Annotated in this window: 24 protein-coding genes; 6 read left to right on the forward strand and 18 right to left on the reverse strand. The window is 59.2% G+C overall.

Annotated features, from left to right (window positions below; translation table 11 throughout):
- The first annotated feature begins 85 nt into the window (after positions 1 to 85).
- The 3 genes from C7451_RS18300 (at position 86) to C7451_RS18310 (ending at position 1964) form a co-directional block, all read left to right on the forward strand.
- Positions 86 to 271, forward strand: a complete 186-nt coding sequence (locus tag C7451_RS18300) for a helix-turn-helix domain-containing protein (protein ID WP_110300333.1) — start codon at positions 86 to 88, stop codon at positions 269 to 271.
- 77 nt (positions 272 to 348) lie between these two features.
- Complete coding sequence (locus C7451_RS18305) at positions 349 to 1176, forward strand: sterol desaturase family protein (protein WP_244182030.1); 828 nt, start codon at positions 349 to 351, stop codon at positions 1174 to 1176.
- A 122-nt stretch (positions 1177 to 1298) separates the two neighbouring features.
- Complete coding sequence (locus C7451_RS18310; protein WP_244182031.1) at positions 1299 to 1964, forward strand: 3'-5' exonuclease; 666 nt, start codon at positions 1299 to 1301, stop codon at positions 1962 to 1964.
- Between the two features lie 206 nt (positions 1965 to 2170).
- Here the strand turns inward: C7451_RS18310 and C7451_RS18315 are convergent, their stop codons facing one another.
- From C7451_RS18315 to C7451_RS20440, 3 genes are all read right to left on the reverse strand, one after another.
- A complete protein-coding gene (locus C7451_RS18315) occupies positions 2171 to 3385 on the reverse strand; it encodes a type II toxin-antitoxin system HipA family toxin (RefSeq protein ID WP_110300335.1) in 1215 nt (404 codons plus the stop codon).
- Positions 3382 to 3987, reverse strand: a complete 606-nt coding sequence (locus tag C7451_RS18320) for a helix-turn-helix domain-containing protein (protein WP_110300336.1) — start codon at positions 3985 to 3987, stop codon at positions 3382 to 3384. Before C7451_RS18320 ends, C7451_RS18315 begins: the two co-directional genes overlap by 4 nt.
- 174 nt (positions 3988 to 4161) lie before the next feature.
- Positions 4162 to 4599 carry a recombinase family protein gene (locus C7451_RS20440; RefSeq protein WP_110300337.1) on the reverse strand — a complete coding sequence of 146 codons (438 nt, stop codon included), beginning with the start codon at positions 4597 to 4599 and terminating at the stop codon, positions 4162 to 4164.
- Between the two features lie 199 nt (positions 4600 to 4798).
- On the opposite strand from C7451_RS20440, the gene C7451_RS19840 reads away from it, so the two are divergent.
- A complete protein-coding gene (locus C7451_RS19840) occupies positions 4799 to 5023 on the forward strand; it encodes a hypothetical protein (RefSeq protein WP_146215419.1) in 225 nt (74 codons plus the stop codon).
- Between the two features lie 29 nt (positions 5024 to 5052).
- Here C7451_RS19840 and C7451_RS18330 read toward each other — a convergent pair whose 3' ends face one another.
- The 3 genes from C7451_RS18330 to C7451_RS18345 all read right to left on the reverse strand — a co-directional run bounded on the left by C7451_RS18330 (position 5053) and on the right by C7451_RS18345 (position 7711).
- On the reverse strand, positions 5053 to 5961 hold the full coding sequence (locus C7451_RS18330) for a hypothetical protein (protein WP_146215420.1): 909 nt from the start codon (positions 5959 to 5961) through the stop codon (positions 5053 to 5055).
- Positions 5962 to 6156: 195 nt separating this feature from the next.
- Positions 6157 to 6366: a hypothetical protein gene (locus tag C7451_RS18340; RefSeq protein ID WP_110300340.1), complete on the reverse strand. Its 210-nt coding sequence runs from the start codon at positions 6364 to 6366 to the stop codon at positions 6157 to 6159.
- Between the two features lie 334 nt (positions 6367 to 6700).
- Positions 6701 to 7711, reverse strand: a complete 1011-nt coding sequence (locus tag C7451_RS18345; RefSeq protein ID WP_244182032.1) for a tyrosine-type recombinase/integrase — start codon at positions 7709 to 7711, stop codon at positions 6701 to 6703.
- 188 nt (positions 7712 to 7899) lie between these two features.
- Here C7451_RS18345 and C7451_RS18350 point away from each other — a divergent pair, with 188 nt between their 5' ends.
- On the forward strand, positions 7900 to 8826 hold the full coding sequence (locus C7451_RS18350; protein ID WP_067489600.1) for a hypothetical protein: 927 nt from the start codon (positions 7900 to 7902) through the stop codon (positions 8824 to 8826).
- Positions 8827 to 8831: 5 nt separating this feature from the next.
- Here C7451_RS18350 and C7451_RS18355 read toward each other — a convergent pair whose 3' ends face one another.
- From C7451_RS18355 to C7451_RS18370, 4 genes are all read right to left on the reverse strand, one after another.
- Entirely contained in the window at positions 8832 to 9113 is a 282-nt protein-coding gene (locus C7451_RS18355; RefSeq protein ID WP_082396445.1) for a WGR domain-containing protein, read from the reverse strand.
- Between the two features lie 1011 nt (positions 9114 to 10124).
- Entirely contained in the window at positions 10125 to 11378 is a 1254-nt protein-coding gene (locus tag C7451_RS18360) for a replication initiator protein A (RefSeq protein ID WP_082745399.1), read from the reverse strand.
- Between the two features lie 178 nt (positions 11379 to 11556).
- Positions 11557 to 12573 (reverse strand): ParB/RepB/Spo0J family partition protein, encoded by a 1017-nt coding sequence (locus tag C7451_RS18365; RefSeq protein ID WP_058803371.1) that lies wholly within the window; start codon positions 12571 to 12573, stop codon positions 11557 to 11559.
- Positions 12570 to 13769 carry an AAA family ATPase gene (locus C7451_RS18370; protein WP_058803372.1) on the reverse strand — a complete coding sequence of 400 codons (1200 nt, stop codon included), beginning with the start codon at positions 13767 to 13769 and terminating at the stop codon, positions 12570 to 12572. The genes C7451_RS18365 and C7451_RS18370 overlap by 4 nt, the downstream gene beginning before the upstream one ends.
- A gap of 222 nt (positions 13770 to 13991) precedes the next feature.
- Here C7451_RS18370 and C7451_RS18375 point away from each other — a divergent pair, with 222 nt between their 5' ends.
- A complete protein-coding gene (locus C7451_RS18375; RefSeq protein WP_425266510.1) occupies positions 13992 to 18209 on the forward strand; it encodes a strawberry notch family protein in 4218 nt (1405 codons plus the stop codon).
- Between the two features lie 373 nt (positions 18210 to 18582).
- Here C7451_RS18375 and C7451_RS18380 read toward each other — a convergent pair whose 3' ends face one another.
- From C7451_RS18380 to C7451_RS20140, 8 genes are all read right to left on the reverse strand, one after another.
- Positions 18583 to 19113 (reverse strand): YybH family protein, encoded by a 531-nt coding sequence (locus C7451_RS18380; RefSeq protein ID WP_110300342.1) that lies wholly within the window; start codon positions 19111 to 19113, stop codon positions 18583 to 18585.
- A gap of 30 nt (positions 19114 to 19143) precedes the next feature.
- Entirely contained in the window at positions 19144 to 20073 is a 930-nt protein-coding gene (locus C7451_RS18385) for a CopD family protein (RefSeq protein WP_110300343.1), read from the reverse strand.
- 1 nt (position 20074) lies between these two features.
- Positions 20075 to 20464 (reverse strand): copper resistance protein CopC, encoded by a 390-nt coding sequence (locus C7451_RS18390; protein ID WP_110300344.1) that lies wholly within the window; start codon positions 20462 to 20464, stop codon positions 20075 to 20077.
- Between the two features lie 16 nt (positions 20465 to 20480).
- Complete coding sequence (locus tag C7451_RS18395; protein WP_110300345.1) at positions 20481 to 21617, reverse strand: copper resistance protein B; 1137 nt, start codon at positions 21615 to 21617, stop codon at positions 20481 to 20483.
- Positions 21614 to 23503, reverse strand: coding sequence for a copper resistance system multicopper oxidase (locus C7451_RS18400; RefSeq protein ID WP_082744481.1), 1890 nt, complete (start codon positions 23501 to 23503; stop codon positions 21614 to 21616). The genes C7451_RS18395 and C7451_RS18400 overlap by 4 nt, the downstream gene beginning before the upstream one ends.
- A gap of 6 nt (positions 23504 to 23509) precedes the next feature.
- A complete protein-coding gene (locus C7451_RS18405; protein WP_067404584.1) occupies positions 23510 to 24082 on the reverse strand; it encodes an RNA polymerase sigma factor in 573 nt (190 codons plus the stop codon).
- A complete protein-coding gene (locus tag C7451_RS18410; RefSeq protein WP_067404586.1) occupies positions 24079 to 24516 on the reverse strand; it encodes a periplasmic heavy metal sensor in 438 nt (145 codons plus the stop codon). The genes C7451_RS18405 and C7451_RS18410 overlap by 4 nt, the downstream gene beginning before the upstream one ends.
- Positions 24513 to 24755, reverse strand: a 243-nt coding sequence (locus C7451_RS20140) for a hypothetical protein (RefSeq protein WP_208625256.1), incomplete at its 5' end; no start/stop codon positions are given. The genes C7451_RS20140 and C7451_RS18410, both read right to left, overlap by 4 nt.

Genomic DNA, 24755 nt, shown 5'->3' on the forward strand with positions numbered 1-24755 from the left:
TCCGGTAGTCTTCGCAAAACCACCTGAATCAACGACTTGGGCTGGCGTCAAGCTAACCCACTGGCACCACTCAACTTAATTTCGGATCAGGCTCTCAGAGGTGAAGTCCGCGCTGGCCGACCGTTCGCAGCGCGATGTGCCGATCATCACCATCGCGCTGGACGCAGGGTTCGGCTCGCTCGGCCCCTTCAATCGTGCGTTCCGCGAGGCCGAAGGCATGACCCCCAGCGAATATCGCGCCCGCCACCTGACCGATTCCGGAATCGGCTAACCGGATACGGACAAGGCAACGCAGCAGCTACTGGATGCGGGCAGAGAGCGACAATCACCTGCAAGAAAGTCGCCGCCATGACCACTGGAATTCCCCCGCTCGATATCCTTCTCGAAAAAGGGCTCTATATCTTCGCCATCGACGGGTCGCGCTATCTGATCGCCGCGTCGGTCACCTTTGTGTTGGTGTGTATGCTGCGGCGCACGGTGCTGACTGTGCGCAAGATCCAGAAGCGCGAAGCCACCGCCGCTGATATGCGGCGCGAGGTCGCGCAATCGGCACAGTCGGTGTTTGTCTATATGATCGGGGCGTGCTTTCTAATCTGGGGCCGCGAGGAAGGGATATTCTACGACGTCTTCGGCGTCAGCTTCGGCATCGGGGTTGATTTGCTGATCCTTGCCGCGATCATCATCGCGCATGATGCCTATTTCTACTGGGCGCACCGCCTGATGCACCACCCGCGCCTGTTCCGGCATTTCCACCGCGCGCACCACCGTTCAATCACCCCGACGCCTTGGGCCGCATACAGCTTTGCCATGCCGGAAGCGGCGGCGATGTTCCTGTTTGTGCCGCTGTGGCTCTTTTTCGTGCCGACGCCGGGGTGGGTGATGGTGGTATGGCTGAATTTCCAGATCATCCGCAATGCAATGGGGCATGCCGGGTTCGAATTCTTCCCGCGCTGGTGGCTGGATACCCCGCTGACCCGCTGGATCAACACCACGGTGCACCACGACTTGCACCATAACGGCGGCTTCAACTCCAATTTTGGGCTCTATTTCACGTGGTGGGACAAATGGATGGGCACCGAGCACCCGAGATATCATGAGAAGTTTCGCGAGGTGACGGGACGCACGCAGGCAAATGCGGCGATGGCAAGCAGCGAAGTGACCGCCTCAAGGCCCTGATCGACGATGGCGTCGAGCCTTCGGAGATCGCGATCCTCGTCAGCAAGCAGCAGGGGCTATATTGCCAGCGTCTCACGGCTGCGTTCGCGGCAGCTGATATACCTTTCCGCGAAGAAGACCAGGTGCAGGATCTGGCGTCGGAGCCTGCCGCCTGCCTGCTCATAGACTTCTTCTTGATCGCTAGTGGCACGCGTCAGCCGGCAGCGTATCGCCGCTTGCTGGATTTTGTCGTGTTCAACCATGGTCATGACGAGGAGCGCGAATATCAGCTGCGCTCGCGGTGGAACCGCTTCGTCACGGAAACGAGGCGGCAGGTCGCAGAGGGGGACATCGACCTCGCGGACCTAGACGACCTGCAGACGCTCGTCGCTGCATTGGTCGGCGCCGTGGGGCGCGACAATCTGATAGCTCTATCGTCGGACTATGCGCATGGTGGCCTGCTCGATCAGTTGATCGAGCAGGTGCTCGAACGCGTCCATCTGCTGCTGAAGAACAACGCGGATTCTGCGACGGCATTGGCGTCCTTTTCCGGCGACAACGCCGTCCGCATCATGTCGGTTCACAAAAGCAAGGGGCTCGAATTTGATACGGTCGTTATTCTTGGGGTCGAGGAAGAGACGTTCTGGGGTGACGCTGCGGCGGAACGGGCTGCCTATTTCGTCGGGATCTCGCGCGCCAAAATGCGGCTATGGCTGACAGCCTGCCAATCTCGCGAGCGACCTCTCGGTGCACAGCGATGGACTGTCGAACGCCATGAGCATGACGAGTTCCTCGGCTACGCAGCATGATTGCTAGCAGATCACGTTGCGTCTAGCAGCCTGCGTCGGCGGCTCTTGGCAAACTGCACTGTCCGAAATTTGTATACGTAGTTCGGAAGCTCAACCTTGCACGGCTTCCGAAAGCAGGGCGCAGATTTCCGGCATGAGACAGCTCTCATCCGGACCGAAGACGCAAATCACTGACCGCATCGGACGGTCATTCGGTTTCAGCTGGTTCAGACTATGAGGCGCTTTCTGTGCCGGTCGATGGCGGCAATGACCTCGCCCGAGAACGGGAGATGCGTCTTTTCCTGGTCCCAAAGCGCGTCAAAGCGCTCGACGGTTTCCTTCGCCGCCGCGATGACGAGGTGCGAGGGCAGCCGTGCCTTGTCGGCGATCGTCTCCAGTTCGAGGTAGGTGAAGGACTCCCATTGGCGTGACCGGTGGAATTTGAGGGCGGAGTCCTCCTGGGGGATATAGGCCACGGTCGAGAGAAGATCGTAGGCTGGCGCGAGGATCGGTCGACGCTGATCGGGATAGACCAGAGACCAGTTCTTCAGATGCATGTCACCATTGCCGATCAGCACCGCGTAGGTGAGGCGGCGGACGAATTCGACCGCACTTGCCTCATCGGCTTCGATCGCGAGGACCGACAGGATTTGTCGGTAGCTTGCGTTCTCGTATTTGTCGTCGGCGTAGACCCCAAAGACTTGCGCGAAATCCTCGATGTGGACGGGTCCGGCATCGGTCCGGTCGAAACGGCGGATGGCGTAGGCTGACGCCCCGTATCGGGTGATCCCATCGGGTAATCCGTCGATCGCTTCCAGCGGCACAAGATCGATCTCGGGAACATCGATCCCGAGCTTGGCGGCCAGGCTCATGGCGGCGAATTCATTCTCCGGAACGTCGGGATGACGGGCCGAGGGAAGCTTGACGATCCAGTCACCGCCCATGCCGCTCACCGGAATGGTAAGGCCACCATTCTTGCCCCTGTTCTTCAGGGCGGAAAACTTGAGCTGAACGCCTGCAAGCGAGAAGCGCAACGCGCGCTTGGCTTCAGCGACGACACCTTCTTCGTCCACCTCTGCCGGGGGAGCGTCACGTGCCCCGACAGGCACGGCTTTGACCGCGCCTGGCAAGTCTCCGCCGAGCTGTGCGAGAAGGAGATATTCACGGACGGACTTGATGCCTGCGCGCCGCGCAAGATAATCGCGCAGCGTCCCTTCGGGCAGAAGGTTCGAGAAGAACGGCTCGATCTGCGTCTGATAGGCCCGCGGCGCATTGATGATCGCGCCATATTGGTCCCGGTAGGCCAGCGAGAGCGTCGGGCGCTCCTCGTCGGCAAGGTAGGCCTCATCGAACGTGAAGATGCTGCGATCGCCATCGAGGCGGGCAAGCGTACCGATGCGGCGATCATTCAGGAGAATGTCGAGGGCGGCGGCATCAATCATCCGTCATCCTCCTCTAGCCGGTAGGCGGGCCGCTGGCGTGCAGTCTCGTTCAATGGCGCATTGCACAACTGAATGTTGCGGAAATGCCGGAGAGCCGATGTCGCCTCCTTCAGGCGCTTGGCGAGAGCGGCCGCCCCGCCCTGCGCATCGATGATCGCCTTCAGCCGCTTCGCTGGCTGCAAGGCCTCATCGAGCGCTTTCAAGCGGGCTGCATCGAATTGCAGTGTGGAGATGCTCCGGATCGCATGCTGGAAGCTTTCAACCTGCGAGAGGTCTGGAAAGCTGGCCTTGATCCGTTCTGCAATTTGCGCCTGTTCGTTGAGTAGGCTCAGCGCCCGGCTTGTCTCGACGGACGTGCCATGTGCGCGCACCGCGCCTTCGACCGCGGGCAAAGCCTTGCGCGGCACGAGCATGATCTCAAGCTCGAGCGCACGTGCAATCTCGACGAGGCTCGACAGCTTGAGGTCAACCGTGCCCTTTTCGATCTTGGAGATATGGCTTTGAGGCAAGCCAACGCGCAGCCCCAGTTCCTTCTGGGTCAGAGCCTTGGCGATGCGTGCCTCTCGGATGCTCGCCGCTATTTCCTCAATGCCCGCGCTCATATATCCATCCCGGCATATACACCCTTTAGGCTATATGCTGCTGCATATCATAAGGAGCGCCGCCGGATCAATGACAATATGCCCACGCATATCAATGTCTCAATGAATTTGTCTCAGCATATGCAATTTGCCGATCCCCGGCCCCACCCACACCTATCGGGCAGGCCACGCTGCCTACGACCGTTTCCCCCGCCCCTCCCCCTGCATCTCCAGCACGCGCTTGGCAAATTCACGAAGTTCGCCTTTCGGGCCAATATAGCGATACGCCGTCGCCCTCGAGATGCCGAACTCTTTGATGACATCGATGACGCGTTTCCGGCGATCGCCCATGGCCTTATGGAGCAGACGGATCTCCTTTAGGGTCAGCTTGGGTCGACGTCCGCAGTGCTGGCCTCTCGCCCTCGCAGCAGCAATGCCAGCCCTCGTGCGCTCGACAATCAGCTCACGCTCGAATTCGGCAAGCGCCGCGAATATCCGCCAATCTTCAAAGCGACCAACAATCTGCGCGCCATATTGATATGAAGCCCGTACTGCGCAGCCATGTCCTGGGCAGAGTATGGTGCTCCAGGCTTGAGCTCGCCAAATAGAATGCGCTCTCGAAGATCGAGATATGTCGCGTCAGTCTTCGATAACATGCTCTCAACGGCTCGCTTGAATTCAGCGTAACCGCTCCCCTTCTGGTATGATTCTGGCGCCCCACGCAATCGCTGATACAAATCGAATCGGCAATCGACTCCTAACCCCTCGCAACGTTGAACCTATGATTGTCTTTTTGGCGTAAAAACGCTACGGCAAGGCTAGGAGAACGGCGATGGGATTCCTAGACCCGCACGGCAACGATGGACCGATAGAGCACTACTACAGAACGGGTGACCCATCTCGCGGTTATCCGCCCAGTGACCATCTTACCCGCATCGGTGATTTTGACGCATCGACCGGCCATCTGAATTATGGCGGATCCACAACACGCACCAGTTCAATTATTGCCTTGCTGCTGTCGATTGCCTTTCTCGTGGTCGCTTTTCTCAGCTGGTAACCTCGTGAGATGTTCCAACACCCAGGCAATCAACGCTGATCTTTGTCATAGAAGCGTTCATTGAACCGATCGTCGGCCCCACCCTCGCCTTTCCGATCCTGCTGAAAATCCTGCCGGCGCTGGCCGGATCGCGTCACATTGGTCTCATAGCGCTGACCCAGAGTCTTACCGCCTTCCTCAATTCTATCGCCGATCGTGCTGTCTGATGACCCCTCGACAAGATTGCGCGGTGATCCGGCTGAACGACGGGGACCCTGTCCGCGTAAGTCTGCTTCGGTAAATGAGCCCGGACCCGAGACATTGCCCACAAGCGAACCAGGTTCTGGGATCAGATCGTTGAACGGCGCCACTCGCTGATCATAATAGTCGGCGATGATCGCCCGCGCGACCACTTCAGCAGTCGCCTGCTCCTGGGGGCTAAGATCAGTACGTGCCAGACTCGGTGCTGTCAGACCAAGTTCAGCCGCCTTTTCCTGGTACCGGCTTGCGATAATCTGGCTGAGGTCAAAGGAGAGATTGGACCCATAGCCATCCCTACTTGAGGTGTTGCTGCTGAGGGATTTCGAGACCTCCTCGATCGCCGCAATGCGCTTATCAATCCGCCGAACGTCCTCAAGAGCCTGTTCACGGGAAAATGCCTTTTCAGAGTACCCTTCGCTCCGGCTGAAGCTGCCACTCTGCGAATAGCTGCCGCTGTCCTGCGTTGCGTTGGATCCATTCGACCGATTATCCGATGTAGAGGAGTCGAAGCCTTGGCTCTGGTTGGCATCGGTTCCACGGCTCATCGCAGGTGAGGTATCGTAAATCGTCGACCCATCTGATGTTGTTCGGGTTATCGCGGCATTCGCACCTACGCTCGACATGATCGGCGCACCCCCGGAGAAAGACGGCGCCGTGTTCCACTGGTCAGACTGCCGGTTGGAGCTCGAGAGGTTCATATAGCTCTCGTTGCCATAGGCATAATTCCCGGTCGTACGCTCCACTGCTGCGGCCTCGGCAGCTGACTGGGCATTGGTTCGCTCCTTCCTTCTTAACGACGACACCAAACCCCTTGGGGATCAACTGCGCTTGCGAACACAACAACCGGAAGAGATCTTCGCCGGCATCGCCGAGCTGCTCTGAGGTCAGCCTGGTCATTGCACCGCACCTTGGTTGAGACGACGAATCAGGAAGGTTCTCGTCAACTGCACCATGCGGCAGCGAAAGGTATAATCGTCCTTGCCGGAAAGACCCGAATGCGCGCCTTCGGGCGGCAGGCGCCTCAACAGGTAGAGGAGCGCTGACTCTGCGGTCGGCAGGCCGAGGACGAAGTGCAAGTCGCTGCGCGAACATGTGGCGGTCATGCCGGGCAATCCCCTTGTCTCAAATTTCTGACGGCGTTGACCTCGCAAAGACACTATCAAATCAAGAGGGACGCTTCACGCCATAAGTCAGAAGGAGCGCTGCTGACTATGAAAGACATATAGCGCAAACTTAAATGTGGCCAGACCCATGCAGTTTGTTTGAACAGACTAAGGGGAGTGCCGGGTCAAGGCCAACAACAGGCGCCGGTGCCTGTCGAAACCCGACATGCGACATAGATTCCGGGAACGGTCAGAAAGTCCTACTTGCAGGCATTGCGAACGATAGCTGTTCATCGTGAGGGATTAATGCTTCCCTAGGATTCCGGCATTCTCGCTACAAAAATCTCTCGCCCGCATGATTCTCAAACAGAGCAGCGTCCCTGACGTAGCCAAGCAGCACCTCGACCTTTTTCTGCCGCGACACCTCCTGCATCTTCGGCAATGACGCACCGGCTTTGGCTGCCTCGGTCAGGAACCCTGAGCGAAGCGAGTGCGCACCGACTGCGGCAGGATCGAGCCCAACCTTTTCGGCGTAGCGCTGGATCAGGCGGGCAACCGAGCGATCTGACATGGGCTCCTTGGTCATCATCCCTTGTGCGTCGGTGCGGTAGAACAAAGGACCAGCCTCCCCTCCCCTTACGCTGAGCCATTCGTTGAGGCGGGGACCGGGCTTGAGAACCTTGCCCGACGGCACCGCAATGACCTGTCCTTCCCCTTCCTGGTCGGTTTTGGAATGCCTAATCGTCAGCTTGAGCCCTTCCCGCACCAGCTCGAGGTCAGCCAGCTGTAGCGCGACCAGTTCGGAACGCCGCAGCGCCGCCGCCAGCCCAAGTGCCAGGACCGCCCGGTCGCGGACCGCCCGCGGACTCTGCCCTTCAGCAGCTGCAATCATCCGCGCCAAATCAGCCGCCAGAATTGCGCGCTTCTTACGCGTCGGCCGCGCGCGCTGCTCGCGACGGATCCCTGCAAGTGTGTCGCTAATGACATCACGCGGATCGCGGTGCTGGGGTGCGGCCTGTCCCGCCTGCCTGTGGTGCCAGGCAATGGCCGCAAGGTGCCGTCCGATGGTACTGTCCGCCCTCCCCGCCTGCGCCAGCGAAGCAAGGTATGTGGCCACTGCCTCTGGCATGGCCGGCATAGGCTCAAGATCGCGCGTCCAGCACCATTCCTCGAACTGCCGCCAGTCGCTGTCATAGGCCCGCACAGTGTTGGCCGCCTTGGAGCGCGCCCGGTATGAGCTGGCCGCTTCGATCTCTGCCGCGAGCTGCGGCGGGATCGCATTCCCCAGCGGCGCGAGCGCTGCTTCATCTGAAAGCCCCAAGGCCATTCTGCTGTGATCGTCCAAGGCAACACTCCTGAGGCTTCAATGCCGCTGCTGTGCCTAACCCCTGCCTTCGGGCGCGGGTGACATCGCCGCAAATTTCGGCTGCTCTATATAGAATAGCGTGTCGTCCGTGAAGGGCTCTTATCGGACAGCAAATCCACCGTACAAGCTGGGTATACTTTTTAAGCCATTTATATACTATCTGGCTGATGGTATCTGCCCCAGCACCTTGGCAACTGACGCTTGCCCGCATCGAAGGCGCCCTCCCCTTCATCTCACCCGAGCTTTCCCAATGCCTTGCGCTGGCCTCACTCCGGCGGCTCTGGCGCGTGCATGTGCGCGACTATCCGTTTGATAATCTTGGAATTGAACACAATCCGGGGCTTGAGGCCGATGAGCTTGTGCGCTCGTGGTACTCCGAAGAACGCCGTCAGTTCTTGTCGTGGATCAGCCGGCGAGGTCACCCTCCTCTCGCCCATGCTGCCAAGCTGGTCATGGCCGCGAAAAGTCACTCCGAAGGATTCAGCGAGACATACAGGCCTGCTGATCGCGCGCTCGAACGGCTCGATGCGCTGCTGCCGACCAGCGATCCAATGGGCACCCTCCTTGAATGGCTGGCGGAACTGCGAACTGAGGAAATCGACTTTCTTGAAGGCGGCAGCGAGATCATCCAGGTCAGTGGGTTCGCGGTCACACGTTTGGCGCCCCGGGGGGCGGCCTGGGCTGCGTCGCTTGCGGCCGCCATGCGCCCACACTTGTTTGGGCTGGGGTCGGCGCCAATGGCGCTTGCTGGGGTCATGCCGCGGGCCCTGTTCCGCGAACTCCACGAGGATCCCCTGCCCGTCCTATTACGTCGTGCGCTTCAGGCTGCTGCCGAGAGTGCAGCCTCAGACCTCCGTGCCATGCAAAGGGCTCACCTGCAGGCTGAGGGAGCACTTTCAGGCCTCTACGCCTCGTCGACGGCTCCCCTGGCTTGGCGTCTTGTAGCCGGCATCGGACCTCTTACCCGTGCGGAGCTTGCCAGAGGCCTTGAGGTGACCAAGCGAACCGCGTCACAATCAGTTGCGGCTATGGTGACTGCCGGCATGGCCAGTCTTCGAACTTCCGATGGCGCAATCGTCCGAACGGACACGTGAACGTGTCATGGACCCCGGAATACTTCCCGGTAACAAACGCCAATTCGATTTTGTGAGCTCGCTCTGCGGCGTAGCAGCTGCTCTACGAACTTTTTCGCCCTGCCCGGGTCAGCGAATGACAACTTACGTCGCTGTCCACGCGTTCCAATCCGGCCCCACGAGAATTCAACAATCGCAACACCGAACAGGTCTTGGCTCCGAGATATGGCATAGCGCCGTGCAACATTGAGATCGGGATTCTTGGCTTCGAGCCAAATGTGACACTCGTTCTGATCATGCTCTAACATACGGAGGAGTATGCGACAGCCGCCTGGAGCTAGGCCAATCGGAAGTTTGAATCACAGGTCTCTATGGTGATTCAAGGAATCGATCCTGAGGCTGTGACCGCCGCTCAGTTGCGGACGTCTGATTCTTATGGAATTTGCGCGTCTCTCGGGCGAGGTCATTCTCTAAGCGAGAGCGCGATCTTCCTTAATCTTGAATCAAATCAATAACAAATCCGCCGCAGGCGAAAACGTTAGGGGATTTAGATTCTAAGGTTAAGAGGTTACCTGCTCGCCATCAGCCTGCAAACTCCTGATTTCTCGCGAGTCGGGGTCGCTATGTCGAATCTGATAACACGATGTTCGGTTTCTGATAGCACGACCGCCAGATTCTAATAACACGTCATCTGATGCCCGATCACACGTTGGCCACCTCCCTGCCCTGTTGATAACTTTGAAAGCACGGCTCAGAGCGTGAGGCCATAGGATCAGTTAGCGTTCCGATTCACATATGATGCGCCGATCCCAAACTTTCTGATCCCCCATTTGCCCCTATGCTGAAACGAACGTGTTTTCGGAAATGTGGTATTTCCGGTCGAACGTGTTTTCAGGAATGGTTTTTGGAGGCATTTTCCATCGCCCAGCTTGAAGGCCGACCTGTCGGGTTTCTGGATCGCAGTGACCGAAGTGGAGCCTAAGGCGATCTGCCAGCTGGTTTGAGCGCTGCACAGTAGATCGCTGATTTCAGTCAAAGATGGACGGCAGAAGCACGGCCGTAGGGTCTATGCGGGTGCTCTTGGGCCTAGTCAGCGATTTCTTAGCAGGCGCCGAACGTAGACGCGTTCCTCTGATCGAGCGGGCTAACCGAAGTGATTCCCGAAAACACGTTGGCTAGCTGCCGTGCATGATGAGACTGTTCTTATTGTTACGATAGATCGCTATGCCTGCGGCAGAGCGTAATCAGGCCTGAAGCCGAGCGGCAGCTCTACCAGCGCGCCGGGCGCCGCTACCAAGTCCTGCAGAAGGTCGCGATCTTCAAAAGCCCGGAAGCGTATGCTTGTTGCGCTCGTGGTGCTTTTTCATGAAGCCGTAGAACCGTTTCGAGTAGTTCCTTGGCAACTCATGCGGATTGCTGTTCAAAAAGGAATCGAATTGCCGCATCAGCACATCGAGATCCCAACCAGGACATTCAGCACGGATGGCCTGATAGATTTCGGGGTCAAGAGTGTCCTGCGCCCCCCCTCCCCTTCGTCGTGACTGAGATTGGCTTGCATTGCTGTCCAATGCCGCTGATGCATCGGCTTGCTGTTCGGGGCGCAAGCTCGCGCTCGTTGTTGCAAGGAGCTTGCGCACGAGGGCAGGATCAACGAATTCCTGCGGAGGGCTGACCTTGGCTGCCTTTTCGAGGGTTGCGCGCTGAATGCGCTGGGCTCTGCTCTCCGTGGTGACAGAGCCACTGCCCTCGGTTTTTTCAGAAAGTTTTTCGAGATGGCGACGCATCACCATCTTTAGCTTTGGGCGCGGCGTCTCCGCTCCAATGACCTCCAGACTGATATCCGGTAGGTTGTTAGCTCGCGCCAATTCAAGAATCTTGTTCTTGAACGAGGGTAGGGAGCTTTCGCTGCCGCTTTTCTGATGAAGAGTTTCGAAGCCAATCGTGAAACCTTCTGGCCCATTGCCACCAGCGTGCTTGCGAGCTGCGCGGTAGAGCCATTTCCCAAGTCCGCTCGTTATCTCGAAATACAAAGGCGAAATCGCAAGGACATTTCGCTTGTCCATGACCCCGTCGAAGAACCATTTGGAAAGCGTGATTTCCATCCCAAGCGAACGCTGGGTTCGCTCATCAACGAGATGAGTATAGCTATCGATCCACGAAAATGTGGTCTCGCGGGATTTGGAGTTTGCTCGGATGTTCGTCTTGATCGTCGTGGCCTGAAGACGATCAAGCGCTGCGATCAGTCGCTCATAGGCGCGCCCGCTTACACCCCAGCAGATTCGCTTGAGAAGATCGCCAGGTTGAACACGAATGGTCGGCGACAGGTCGTTGTCACCCCGCTCGCGCAATTCGTTGAGGTGAGACGCCAGATAGATCATGATATCTGCATCCCAGATGGTCGCCATCCCATAGGCTGGGTTGGCTGATACATGGACGGTGACCGACTTGTCCGGACTGAGGTACTCAATGGGTTTCAGGCGCTTCTTCTTCGAAAGGCTGAAGAAAGGACGCTGCATGGTCTCCTGATAGTCCCGCAGCGAGATGTCGCTGAAATCAGGCAGCGTGAAGAACATCTCGAACTGCACCCGGCGACCGGAGGAGGACTGATCTTTCTCGCTCACGTTCTTCGCCTAGTAAATCTGCCGCTGTCCCACATGTGGGACAAGTGTGCTAAACATATGAAATAAAACGATAAAAGCCACATTTTCAGAGTGGTAAAGGCATGGCCATATGTGGGTCCGAAACCCTCCTTCATGGGGCAGGCCTTTTTAGAATCTTCGCCTTCTCAATCAGAGGGCGCAATGCATCGAGGATTTCGTCAGCGCTCAAATCAGTGGGGTTGATCGTTATCGTGAGCCCTCGTGCACGATCCTTTTCGATGACACCAATGGACGATCCTGCGGCTTCGATTACGGCTTTCTGGGCACGGCCAGGCCTGCCCGAAACTGCCTTGAGCAGACGGACAACAACCTGAGGGCCAGAAATTGGCTCTTCGTCTCCGGATTGCCGGAAACTTTGCTCCGCAGCGATCTGCTTCGCTGCTTCCTCCATCCTAGGGCGCAGCGATGGGTTGCGTATGGCTGGAAGAAGCTTGTCACCGTACCGCACCTGAAGTTCCATTGGCGACGCAAATGCGCTTACGATTGTTTGCGGGATCTCTGTCAGGCCGATGTACCGGGCGAGCGTAGATTTCGAGATCTTTACGCGTTCAGCAAGCCGGGCCTGAAGGCCATCGTAATAAGTATCGACTGCTGCCTTGTAGTTCAAACCGCGCTCTAAATCTGAGATATCTTCCCTCTCGCGGTTCTCGATATCAGCAAGGCGGAACGCAGCTTCGTCATCGAGATCTTCGATAATCGCGACGAGCTCGATATCCGGGTAGTGATTGGCGTTGAGCCACGCGACGGCCCAGTGGCGCCTTGTGCCAATGATCAGTTCGTACTGCAGCTCACCTTGCTGTTTCCGGCGCACGACTACTGGGATGCGGTTCCCGTTTTCTGCTTGGATCGATTCAATCAGAGATCGCAAACGGGGTTCGGTGAGCTGTTCGTAATCACGGGCGTTTCCCGGCCAGATCGAACATTCTGCAGGTTTGAGCCGGATGGTCGGGCGCTTGACCATCCGCGCTGCTTCCGTGAAGCCTTCAAGCCGACGTGTTGTGAAATTGCGCGATGCGGTTGCCCCTGCAGCGTCCTTCGCTTCAGAGACGGAAGGCTGGTCAGGGGCAGGGGAGGCGAGGGCCTCGCCAATCAATGAACGACGGCTCACGCTGCAACACTCCCTGCCGTGTCAGATGACCGTCTCGAAATGCTCTTCGACGGCCACTGCTCATGTATTTCGTTCAGAACTTCTCCGAAGACTGCGTTGAGATTGTCCCGGCAACGCTGGTAAGTTGCGTGCGCAGCTGAAGGCTTGCTTTCATAGATCGACCGGAATGCTTGAGTGGCATTCTTGATTTCCTCAGAAGCTAGGATCGGCTGATTCAGCAGGAAATTGGCATATGTGGCCTTCATCATCTTCCACATGTCGGCTTCACCTGGCTTGCTGGGGGTGTAGGCCGAGCAGACGACGCGAATGAACCCGTAATCAACAGGCGTTCCGTGATCCTCGAGGATCTCGATATTCTCGGCGATGGTGTCCATGAAATGGATGGTTGAAAGATAGTCGAGCTGCCTTGCCGGAACCGGGATAAGCATACCTGTTGCGGCGGCCATCACATTGAGGCCCAGGAACCCCATAGCCGGCGGAGGATCGAGCAAGACGACGTCGAAGTCCTTGATGATGCTGTCGATGCCAATACGGAGACGCTGAAGTCCCTCGCGCACTGCTTGTCCGCCCTCCGTCAACGTTGCCGTGAGGTCCCACTCTGCATCCTGCAGGCCAAGGCTTGACGGCACTATTTTGATTGTAGGCCAAGCGGTTTCTCGGATTGCCTTCCTGAAATCATCGAATGTGCTGCGAGGCGACAGGAAGTTTCCTAAAGTCTCCTCTTCATCGATAAGTGCTTCGGGCTGGATGTCGAACATAGTTGTCGTTGACGCCTGCGGATCGCAGTCGATCACGAGAACGCTATATCCGTTCAGTGCGAGAAAATCGGCGAAATGCTTGGTAATCGTACTCTTGCCGACGCCGCCCTTGAAATTCTGCACGGCTACTACGACCGCATTCTCATGGGCTAGCTTGCCCGGATGAATGTTCAGCGCCTTGCGAATATGAGTAAGGTCTTCGAGCGTGTAATAGCGACGGCCATTGTTAAGCTGCTTCGGAGGCGCGAGACGTCCCTCCTTCTCTGCCTTGGCAAGCGCTTCAGGCGTTCTTCCGACCAATTCCGCTGCCGCCGTAGGCCCAAACGTGATATCCAGGACCTTGCGTTCATCAGGTTTGAACACCACAGCTTTGACCCGATCGCGCATCATTTCGCAGGATCTGGTCATATTTCGCAGTGTGTTCACGGTGTAGGACATGCGTCTGCCTTTCGATGAATCGCAGTTCTGCGACCCAGTTCGTGTTTTATGATCATTTTCGGCGGTAGAAGTCAAACCGATATCTTCGGGATGGTGCCGGTCCCGAATCCTCGTCGCTGCCGGGCACCCCTTGTCGCATAGCCCGTAGTGATCACGGGCTCATAAACCCGAGGCGAGAGGGAAGGGGGATGACCTGATGCGGTTCAGCATCAGGAGCAGACCGTGACCGACCTTTTTGAACAATCCAGCCAGAAGCTGGACGCAGCAATCACCGAAATCCAGCACGCCATCGCAGCCGGACTGGCGAACAAGCAACGCCTGTTTGAGACGATGCGCCAGCTCTACGGGGAGGGCTCCGCAAACGGCACCTGGAGCCAGAGGGACGCCTTTGACCTGCTCGAGGCGGCATTGACGCGCCACATGGCCGGAATGCTGAACAAGCCTCAGATGCTGCACCAGATCTCGGAGATCAGTGCGCTTATCGAGGCACTGCCGACACATACGGTCAGAAGTGAAGACCAGATCAGGTTCCAGCAATTCTCGACGCCCGCAGACCTCGCAGCGCTTTGCGTGATTTTGGCGCAGCCGCTTGCAACCGATATCGTTCTTGAGCCGAGCGCCGGACATGGCGCTCTGGTGGCAACTTTGCCCGATGTCAGCGCATTACATCTCAACGAAATCGATCCGCGCAGGCGTGAAAAGCTGGCTCTGCTGTTTCCCGAGGCCACCATGGCAGGGATCGATGGGGCCATGCTGGCTTCGCATCTCGACGCGGCTGTGCAGCCAAGCCTGATCCTGATGAACCCGCCGTTCTCCCGATCAATGGGGCGAGGAGCAGACGCGTTCGCAGCGGTGCGTCACCTGCGCGCTGCCATAACGCGCCTCAAGCAGGGGGGCAGGATCGTCGCGATCATGCCGGACTGGTTCACGACCAGCGCAAAGCTTGCGAAAATCTACGAAGACACCTTTACTTCTTGCACGGTCCGCACATCCATCCGCCTTGATAAATGCTATCACAAGCAGGGCACCAGCGTGGCCGTGCGCTTGTACGTGATCGACAAGATCCCGGGGCAGATCAGACCTGCAGTTTTGGCGCGACAGACAGTTACAGACGTTGCGTCTGCGGTTCCAATCATCAAACGCGTGACAGCCGAGCCCGACTGCGAACCGCGCGCGGTGCCGCCGAAAGCAAAGCCGGGTGCGCTCTTCAAAGCCATGCGCGCAACGCCGATCACAAAGCCCGTCAAAGCGAGGGTAGCCCAAGCCCCAACGATTACAGCGCTGGCGTTCAGTACCTTAGACAAACCGCGCGTGCTCGGTGAGCAGAGCGGGGTCTACATCCCGTACCGGCCAAGCCGGGTCGACATTGTTGGTGCACGCGAACATCCGACGCCGCTCGTCGAAAGCGTGGCCATGGGTTCGATTCCGGCACCCATCCCGGATTATGTCCCCGCGCTGCAGGATCGGGTCTTGCAGGAAAGCCTGCTTTCCGAGGCCCAGATCGAAACTGTCATCTATGCCGGGAACGCGTGGCAGCAGTATCTGCCTGGCCTGTTCGCTCCCGCTGAAGAAGGCGTTGGCCTGCAACTCGACGAGCATGGGCGCGCCTACCGCAAAGGCTATTTCCTTGGCGATGGCACGGGGGCAGGGAAGGGCAGGCAGATCGCCGCCTGCATCCTTGATGGCTGGCTTGCGGGACGCCGCAAGGCCATCTGGATATCGAAGAACGAAAGCCTGCTCGAAGACGCGCGCCGCGACTGGAGTGCTATCGGAGGGCTAGCGGCCGACATTCAGCCGCTTTCCAACTGGAAGATCGATCAAACGGTTCCGTTTCGCGAAGGGATCCTGTTCGTCACCTACCCGACCCTTCGCAGCCAGCATCAGGACGCCACCCGCCTGAAGCAGCTGCTCGATTGGGCGGGCGAGGATTTCGACGGTGTCATCGCCTTCGACGAGAGCCACGAGATGGGCGGTGTTGCAGGGGGCGAGGGCGCCCGCGGCACGAAAAGCGGATCGCTGCAGGGCATCGCCGGCGTGCTGCTGCAAAACAATTTGCCCGATGCCCGGGTTCTCTATGCCTCTGCGACCGGGGCCTCGGAGGTCAACAACCTTGCCTATGCCGTGAGGCTCGGTCTGTGGGGACCCGGCACCGCGTTTGCCAACAGGGAAGATTTCATCAGCCAGATCAGGGCAGGGGGCATCGCTGCGATGGAACTCGTGTCGCGGGACCTCAAGGCACTGGGCCTCTATCAGGCGCGCGCGCTTAGCTTTGCAGGCGTCGAATACGAGATCCTGAAACATGATCTGACAGCCGAACAGATCGCCGTCTACGACACTTATGCCGATGCCTGGGCGATCATTCATCAGAACCTTGAGGAGGCGCTGGAGCTGACCGGTGTCGTCGATGAAATCGACGGCACAACGCTCAACAGCGGTGCGAAAGCCGCAGCGCGAAGCCGGTTTGAAAGCACCAAGCAGCGGTTCTTCAACCAGCTGCTGCTGTCGATGAAGCTGCCCACGCTGATTTCTGCCATAAATCACCATCTGGATCGCGACGAGGTTGTTGTCGTTCAACTGGTTTCGACCGCCGAAAGCATCCTCGATCGCCGTCTCGACAGCCTCTCGCCAGAAGAGCGGGCGGAACTCGACCTCGATCTCAGCCCGCTCGACGCGGTGATTGAGTACCTTGAGCGCGCCTTCCCCACGCAACAGATGCAGGTATTCGTCGATGATACCGGCGCCCAGCGCTCGGCACCGATGTTCGACGAGGAAGGCCGTCCAGTCCATAACCAGACTGCGATCGCCCGCCGCGGCGAGATGATCGAGCACCTGTGCGCCATGCCGCCAATCAAGCCAGCGCTGGACGGTATCATCGAGTACTATGGACCGGAGAAGGTCGCCGAGGTGACCGGGCGCAGCAAGCGGCTCATAACCCAGAGCGACGGCCAGCAGCGGCTCGAGACCCGCTCGCCGCGGACGAACCAGTCCGAAACAGACCAGTTCATGGACGGCAGGAAGCCAATCCTTGTCTTCAGCGATGCGGGTGGCACCGGGCGATCGTACCATGCCAGCCTTGACGCAGCTTGCCAGAAGCGGCGCATCCACTTCCTGCTTGAGCCGGGATGGCGCGCAGACAGAGCCATCCAGGGGCTGGGCCGAACGCACCGGACCCATCAAGCCAACACACCGCTGTTCCGGCCTGTGACCACGAACTGCAAGGGGGAACTGCGGTTCACCAGCACCATTGCACGCAGGCTCGACAGCCTGGGGGCGCTGACGCGGGGCCAACGCCAGACGGGCGGGCAGAACCTGTTTGACCCTGCCGACAATCTCGAAAGCGAATATGCCAAGGCGGCTCTCTCGACCTGGTTTGCCTTGCTGGCGGACGGCAAGCTCAAGAGCGCAACGCTGATCGATTTCCAGCGACGTAGCGGGCTCAAGATTGTCTCGGAAGACGGCATTCTCGAAGAGGACCTTCCGCCGATCCAGCGCTGGCTCAACCGCATCCTCGCGCTGCCGATCGGAATGCAGAATGCGATCTTCGAGGAATTTCTGGGGTTGGTCGAAGCGCGAGTGTCCGCAGCGCGCGAGGCCGGATCACTCGATGTCGGCGTCGAAACGCTGCGGGTCGAACAGGCCGAGGTTGTCGAAGACATAGTCCTGCGGACCGACGGGCGAACCGGTGCCACGTCACACTTGCTGCAGCTGGCTCTCAAGACGAGAGCGCGGCCGATCTCGCTTGAGCGTGTCCTTGAGCGCCGCGATTACGCCGACGGCTGCATTCTGCTCCACAATGCCAAGAGTCGGAAAGCGGCCCTGGCCGAACCTTCGCGGCACTTCATGACCGAGCAAGGCGAGCTGATCCGGCGGGTTATCCTCCACCGTCCGCTCCGGCGCGAATACCACCACTTCGATGACCTTGCTGAATCAGCATGGGAGGAAGCCCCGGGCCGGACTTTCGAAAAGCTGTGGCAAAGCGAGGTTGCGGAGCTTGCCGAACGGCTAACGACAGAGACCGTGTACCTTGCAACCGGACTTCTCCTGCCGATCTGGTCGAGCCTTCCCATCGACTATCTGGAGGTCCGGCGGATCGTGGACGAAGAGGGCCGAAGCTGGCTCGGCCGCATGGTTCACGAACTGGATGTGGCGAAGCTGCTCGAGAAATTCGACATTGCCTCCACCGTTGAACTGAGCCCGGATACGATCATCAGGGCACTCGGTGAAAGCCGGACAATCCCAATCAAGCTGCCGTTCGAGGCGACCATCAAATGCTCGCGCGTTGCAGGCGAGCAGCGCTACGAAATCGTCGGGGTGCCTGTCGATCAGCTGCCTTGGCTCAAAAGCATTGGCTGTTTCACTGAAATTATCGCGTTTCGCACGCGGGTGTTCATTCCGACAAAGGGAGCGCCGTCGGTCATCGGCGCGATGTTTCGAGTATGAGAAACAGCAGCGCCGAATTTCTCGGGAGAGCCCCTGTGCCTCGCACCTCACTAGAAACGCGATGACAGGTCGGTAGCTTTCCTTTTAGCGTGCACCATCTGTGCCGTAGGGAATGACGAGAAGTGGGACGAAGCGGTCGTTCCCAATCCACGTGTCCAACGGCAGGACCTGTCAGACGCCGACGTCCAGAGCCTGTCTGCCTGGCGTCGCAGAATGGCAAAAAGTGGGCCGGGAGCTGAACAGAAGGTGCAAGCTCTTGAAGACGGGAAAGCTCCCGTTCAGTGCTACGCGGGATTTCGAGACCCTCCGCCACCGACGTCCTCAATTATGCTACCAGTAGTCGGGCCTTCTTGCTGCCACTATCCCGCAGCCTCTATCGGATGATTTCTGCGGATGACCAGTGGATGTGGACAATCCGCCATTGCCCATTCACCTGTCTGAGCATCATCGTCTCGACCGACCGGCTGTTGATCGCGCGCGTGCGGTAGGTTCCGGAGACCGTTTCGACACTTATGACCCAGGCCATATCGCCTTGCATCCCATGCGTCCGGCTGACCAAGGTTCGAGGGACCGCGGCACTGAAAGCAGCGTCGGCTTCCAGATGATGGCTAGCATATTGGGCGCGGCTATTTTCAACGCCGCCAGATTCGAAAATTACGACGTCTTCGGCGAGGTGCGTCAGCGCGGCGTCCGTATCGCCGCTGGCAAGTGCTGCGTGGAAGGCCATAACGGTGCCGACGGGTGTCGCCGCATCGACCGGCGCTTCCGGATTTGCCGAAGTGGGCGTTCGCGGCCCATCATGCGCCCCCGGATGCGCGGCCGTCAGACTTAGTCCGATCGCTGCAATGCCAACGAGAGACGCAGCACGTCGCCCTGCCAGCTGTATCATTTTACCCTCGATCATCGTCTCTTTCTCCCTCGATCAGCTTCTTGGTTACATCATCACCGGTGACATCATGCCCAGCACGGCAACCAGTCCAATCACTACGACAGCCAACATCAACTCGCCTGCCAGGCTCCTACGGAGGCGCGATAGAGTGATTGAGGGTTCCAGCCTCTCGCTCTCGCCATCCAGGGCCGCCTGCCGTCCGATCCGGGCGTTGTGCGCGCCAAACGCAAGCATAGCACCAACCAAAACCACTTTCGCGGTCAGCAAGAAGCCGTAGGGCGTGGTCAAGACCGGCACGCTGTTCTCCAGACCAAAGATCAATTGTGCGTTGATCATGCCTGTGACTGCAACGGTTGCAACAAGGCCGACGCCCAGCGGCGCAAACGCGTGCATGACATTAAGCAGCGGAGATGCCGGCAGGAGATCAGGCTGGCGATGGACTCTGACTGTTAGGAACAGGAACCAGCACATGGCACCCAGCCACAGGCTGGCCGCCAGCAGATGAACGCCATTGTTCAAGCGGTGGAACAGGCCCAAACCGCCTTCAGTCGCAGCCGCATGGCCACTCGAGCTGAGCGTCAGCAGCGCCCCGCCGAAACAAATGGCGGCAATCAACTGGGCTGCCGTTTCGCCTCGCATCGCCAACAGCGCGCAAAGGCCGACTAACAGCAACGCGAGACGGATCAGAAACGCCATACCCATGTCGGTGCCGACGATCATCGCTTCGGTCATCGGCCAGTCGAGCGAAGCAATCGGCGCGCCCATCATCGCTGCGATCGACACCAGCATCAGCGCAATAGACGCCAATGGCGCAAACATCGCGACGAAAATGAGAGCAACCTTCCCCTCATCTTTCGACACCCAATCCAGTCGGCGAAGCCTCACCAGGCGAAATGCCGTCCAACCGAACAGGCCGAGCAGCAGCGCATAATGCGCAAACCGCAGAACCTGTTCGGATAGCTCACCCATTTCCATATCAGCCGATGATGAAGTTGACTTTACCTGTCATGCGATGGCCGTCAGCCCCCGCAGCCTGCCAGCGCACCTCATAGGTTCCTTTGGCGAGCGGCTTTTTCAGGTTGAGCGTCATCGTCTTGTTGCCGTTGGACCAGGCAGTGGTGAAGTTGCGGATGGCCATGTCGCCGTGGTTCGCCATGCCCGGCATTGCGGTCATCACGATGCTTGCCGCCGCTATGGGCGGGAGCAGTGCTTCATTGAATGTCAGCGTGACCACGCGCGCGCTGCCAACAGTCGTTCCCTCCGCCGGTGTTGATGCGACGACCTTGGTGTGAGCTAGCGCAGCGGACGGAACTGCAAGCGGAGCGGCAACCATTGCGATTGCGGCAAAAACAGAAGCGAATTTCATGGGATATTCCTTTACTTCAAAACCAGAAACGGATGCCGACGAGATAGTTGGTGACGCTGGGATCCTCGCCGCGTGCGCGGGCGTAATCGGCGCTGCCGCCGAGGCGCCAGCTTTGTTCGATGCCGATATAGGGGGCAAACTCGCGGATGAATTCGTAGCGCAGCCGCACGCCGACCTCGACCGAGTCGATCCCTGAACCGATGCCGAGGCGCGGAATGTCCTGCGCCGACAAGTTCACCTCGGCGCGCGGTTGCAAGATCAGACGCTGCGTGATCCGCTGGTCGACCTCGCCCTCAATCCGCGCGGTCAGATCGCCGCGCTGCGACAGGAATAAGGCGCCGTCGACTTCGAACTGATAGGGCGAAAGCCCTTGCACGCCGATCACTGCATGCGTGGTGTCAGGTCCACCGAGGTCTTGCCGCACGCCCGCTTGCAGATCCCAAAAGGGCGCAATAGCACGCGCGTAGAGTGCCTGAACCTCGGCGTCTTCGATCTGTTCGCCAAACGTGCCTTCGCCCTCGCTCTTAAACCAGAACCGGCTCGTCGGCCCGCCATAATAACCTTGCAAGTCCCACAGGTAGCCGTCTGCGCCGCCGCGCACTTGTGTTTCGAACCGATCGCCCTGAAACCAGAAGACCGGGAAATCGCCGTGGGTGCGTTGCAGATCCTCGCGCGAAGCACGCATTGCGTCGGCGCCCCAAATGGCATCGGCAGCGCGAGGTGGACCGCTTCCAGCCTCAGGCGGCGGCGGGGTTTCCATGTCAGGTCCAGGCGATGCCGACGCAGCGTCGTCCATCATGCCGTGATCCATGGTGCTATGATCCATATCCGCCATCGGATCTGCTGGATCGGATGCGGGCATCGCTGGCATGGCATGCCCGGCATGAGGGTCAACCGGCGGAGCTGTCGGTGTTGCAGGCATCGTGTGACCGGCATGCGGATCAGTAGGTGTAGGCGCTGGCGTCATCGGCGCAGCGGGCATGATGTGCCCGGCATGGGGATCGGCGGGAGGAGTCGTCGGCGCAGGAGTGGGGCTCGGCGCAGGTGCCGGGGCAGGCATTGGCATTGCATGACCCTGATGCTGCGCCACTGCTGGCGCAGCAATCACCGCGCTGCCTAGCAATGCCGCATAAAGGACAGCCCGCACACTCATGCGCCGCCGCCCGGACCGACCACGGTCACAGTCTGCATCATCCCGCCATGCATGTGATACATCAGGTGGCAGTGAAACGCCCAGTCGCCGGGCTCATTGGCCGTGAGATCAAATTGCGCGCTGGCGCCAGGTTGCACAATCACGACATTCTTGCGCGGCTGATGCGCAGCGCTTTCCCCGTTGACCAACTCGAAGAACATGCCGTGCAGATGGATCGGGTGCGCCATCATCGTATTGTTGACCAGCTTCACCCGCACCCGCTCGTTCCACGCAAAACGGATCGGCACATCGCTGACCGCGGAATACATCCGGCCGTCGAACGACCACATATATCGTTCCATATTGCCGGTCAGGTGAAGCTCAAGCAGCCGCGACGGCTCGCGGGTGTCGCGATTGGGTTCGAGCGCAGTCAGCATCCGGTAATTGAGCACGCGGTGCGGCACGTCGCGCAGTCCAAGGCCAGGATCGCCCATTTTGTCGACCGGTGCCATGGATACCATGTCGATCCCTGGGCCGATCTCGACGTCAGGCGGAAGCAGAGTGGTGTCGCGCATCTTCATGCCGTCCATGCTCATGCCGCCCATCGCCATGCCTTCCATGCCGCCATCGGCAGGCTCAGTTTGACTGGCCTGAGCACCATGTCCCATCGCCGCGTGATCCATCTCGCCCGCAACTGCACCAGTTGCGCCGCCCGTCGCAGCAGCGTCTGCAGGTCCGCCATGATTCATTGACCCATGGTCCATACCGCCTGACCCATGGTCCATCCCCATGTCACCCATCGTCAGCAACGGTGGATCACGCAAAGGCGGCACGGCAGCGCGCACGCCAGGGCGGCTCGCCAGCATCGCCAGCGCCATACCAGAGCGATCCATGGACTCTGCCACGATGGCGTAAGCATCTTCGTTGCTCGGCGTTACAATGACGTCGTAGATTTCGGCAGTGCCGATCTGGAACTCGTCTACTTCAACAGGCCGCACATTCTGTCCGTCCGCAGCGATGATCGTCATCGGCAAGCCGGGAATGCGGACGTTGAAGAAGCTCTGCGCCGATCCATTTATGATGCGCAGCCGGATGCGTTCACCTGCGCGGAACAGATATTCCATGCCCTCTGTCGGTCCACGTCCGTTGGCAAGAAAGGTGTAAGTCTTACCGCCAATATCCATGATATCGGTCGGCATCATCCGCATCTGTGCCCACATCCGGCGCTCTTCTCCGGTCATCGGGTAATCATCCGTCCAAGTGCTTTGCTGCCGATTGAAATAGCCTTCGCCAGTGCGCAGCCGCTGCATAATGAAATGGGGGTCGAGCACGGTGAAATCGCTTAGCAAAAGAACGTAATCACGGTCATATTCGACCGGTTCCGGACCGGCCGGGTCAATGATCATGGGGCCATAATGACCAGACTGCTCCTGCAAACCAGAATGGCTGTGATACCAATAGGTGCCCGCCTGCCGAACGGAGAATTCATAATTGAAAGTCTGGCCCGGCTTGATGCCAGGAAAGCTGATGCCCGGCACCCCGTCCATCTGGAACGGCAACAAAAGGCCATGCCAGTGGATCGAGGTGTCGTCGCCAAGGTTGTTGGTCACATTGAAGCGCACATTCTGCCCCTCGCGCAGGCGGATAAGAGGGCCAGGAACACTTCCGTTCACCGCGATGCCGGGACCGCGGCGGCCTTCGATAATGCGATGACCACTCCCAACGGCAAGATCGATCACGTCGCCGCTCAGTTCGCCAAAGCCAGCAGGGATGCGCGGCCCACCTTTCCCGTGGGTGCCTCCACGGTGCACGCTGTGTCCTTGTGCCCAGGCCGGCGTAGCGGCGAAAGCGGATGCCGCGCCAAACGCGGCTATGAGGTGACGTCGAGTAAGGTTAGGACTGTTCATACACCTCTATACGCGCGGTTCGGTGTCACCCCTCAAAAAAACCATCAATTTTTGACGCGCACGGTAAAGCCGCGTCTCGACCGCCTTGAGGCTGATGCCCAGCGTCATTGCTGTCTCCTGCTGGCTCAGACCCTCGATCGTGCACAGGATCAAAACGTCTTTCAGGCTGGCCGGTAGCTTGGCGATCGCGCGGGCGGCCGCAGCGAGTTCGGAGCGGTCTGCGACCAGTGTTTCCGCTGAAGGCGCATCATCGGCGATCCAGTCCGCGGCCTGTTCCGGCATCGGCAGGCCGATAAACCGCCTGACGGCTCGGCGACGGGCCCAGTCGCGGCATTTGTTGAGCGTGATGGCGCTGATCCAGGCCTTGAAAGGTCGCTCGGGATCATATCGGTTCAGCGCAGCAAACGCGGCGACGAACGCTTCCTGCGCGATATCGAAGGCTTCCTCAGTGTCGCCTGTCGCCGAGCGCGCAAGCCGGTACACGGTCTCACGGTAGCGTTCGACCAGTGCACGTTGCGCGCCGGGATCGCCAGCCCGTGCTCCGCGTATGAGCGCCGCATCCAGATTGTCAGGGGTCACTGCGGCTGAGCAGCGAGGCTCTTACTGACCACCGCATCGAACCGCGCCTGTTGATCCGGACGCAGCACCGCGCGCATTGCGAAAACATGTTCGAGGGTCGCTTTCTGGAGATCCCCCATCGCATCATGCGTATCGTCTACCGCTGCGGAAACGCGGGGACCAAATTCATGTTCGGCGGCGATGGCGTCGCCAAGCAGTGCATTGCTGCGCCTGAGCCGGTCCTCGAGCGCTTCACGCCGCGCAGCAAATTGGCGCTCGAGGGTGGTCAATTCACGATCCTGCGCCGGGTCCAGGTCGAGCTCGCCATGGATCAGGGCGTGCAGTTCAGCCCCACCATGGTGCGGTGCGGGTTGAAGCATGCGTCCGAGCCATACCCCGATCAGCGCAAGCGCAATGATCAGCGCCGCTGCTAGGGCGATACGACGCAGGTTCATTCCTGACCCAGTGCAATCAGAGGAGTAAGCGAAGCCGAAGGTCCGAAGGCCGCAAGGGGCACTTCAGCGCGCTCCGGCACCTGTAACCCGCCCATGACCCCCATCCCAAGCGACACCACGAGCCCTAGGCCGAGCATCGCCCGAGTCTGCCTGACCTCGCCTTGCGCGCGCAAAGCCAGCCTCCCACCATCAATGCCGGAAAGGTCCGGCACAGGAAGTCTGGCCAATCGGGCGAGATT

The organism is Blastomonas natatoria, from assembly GCF_003201955.1.
GTDB lineage: Bacteria > Pseudomonadota > Alphaproteobacteria > Sphingomonadales > Sphingomonadaceae > Blastomonas > Blastomonas natatoria.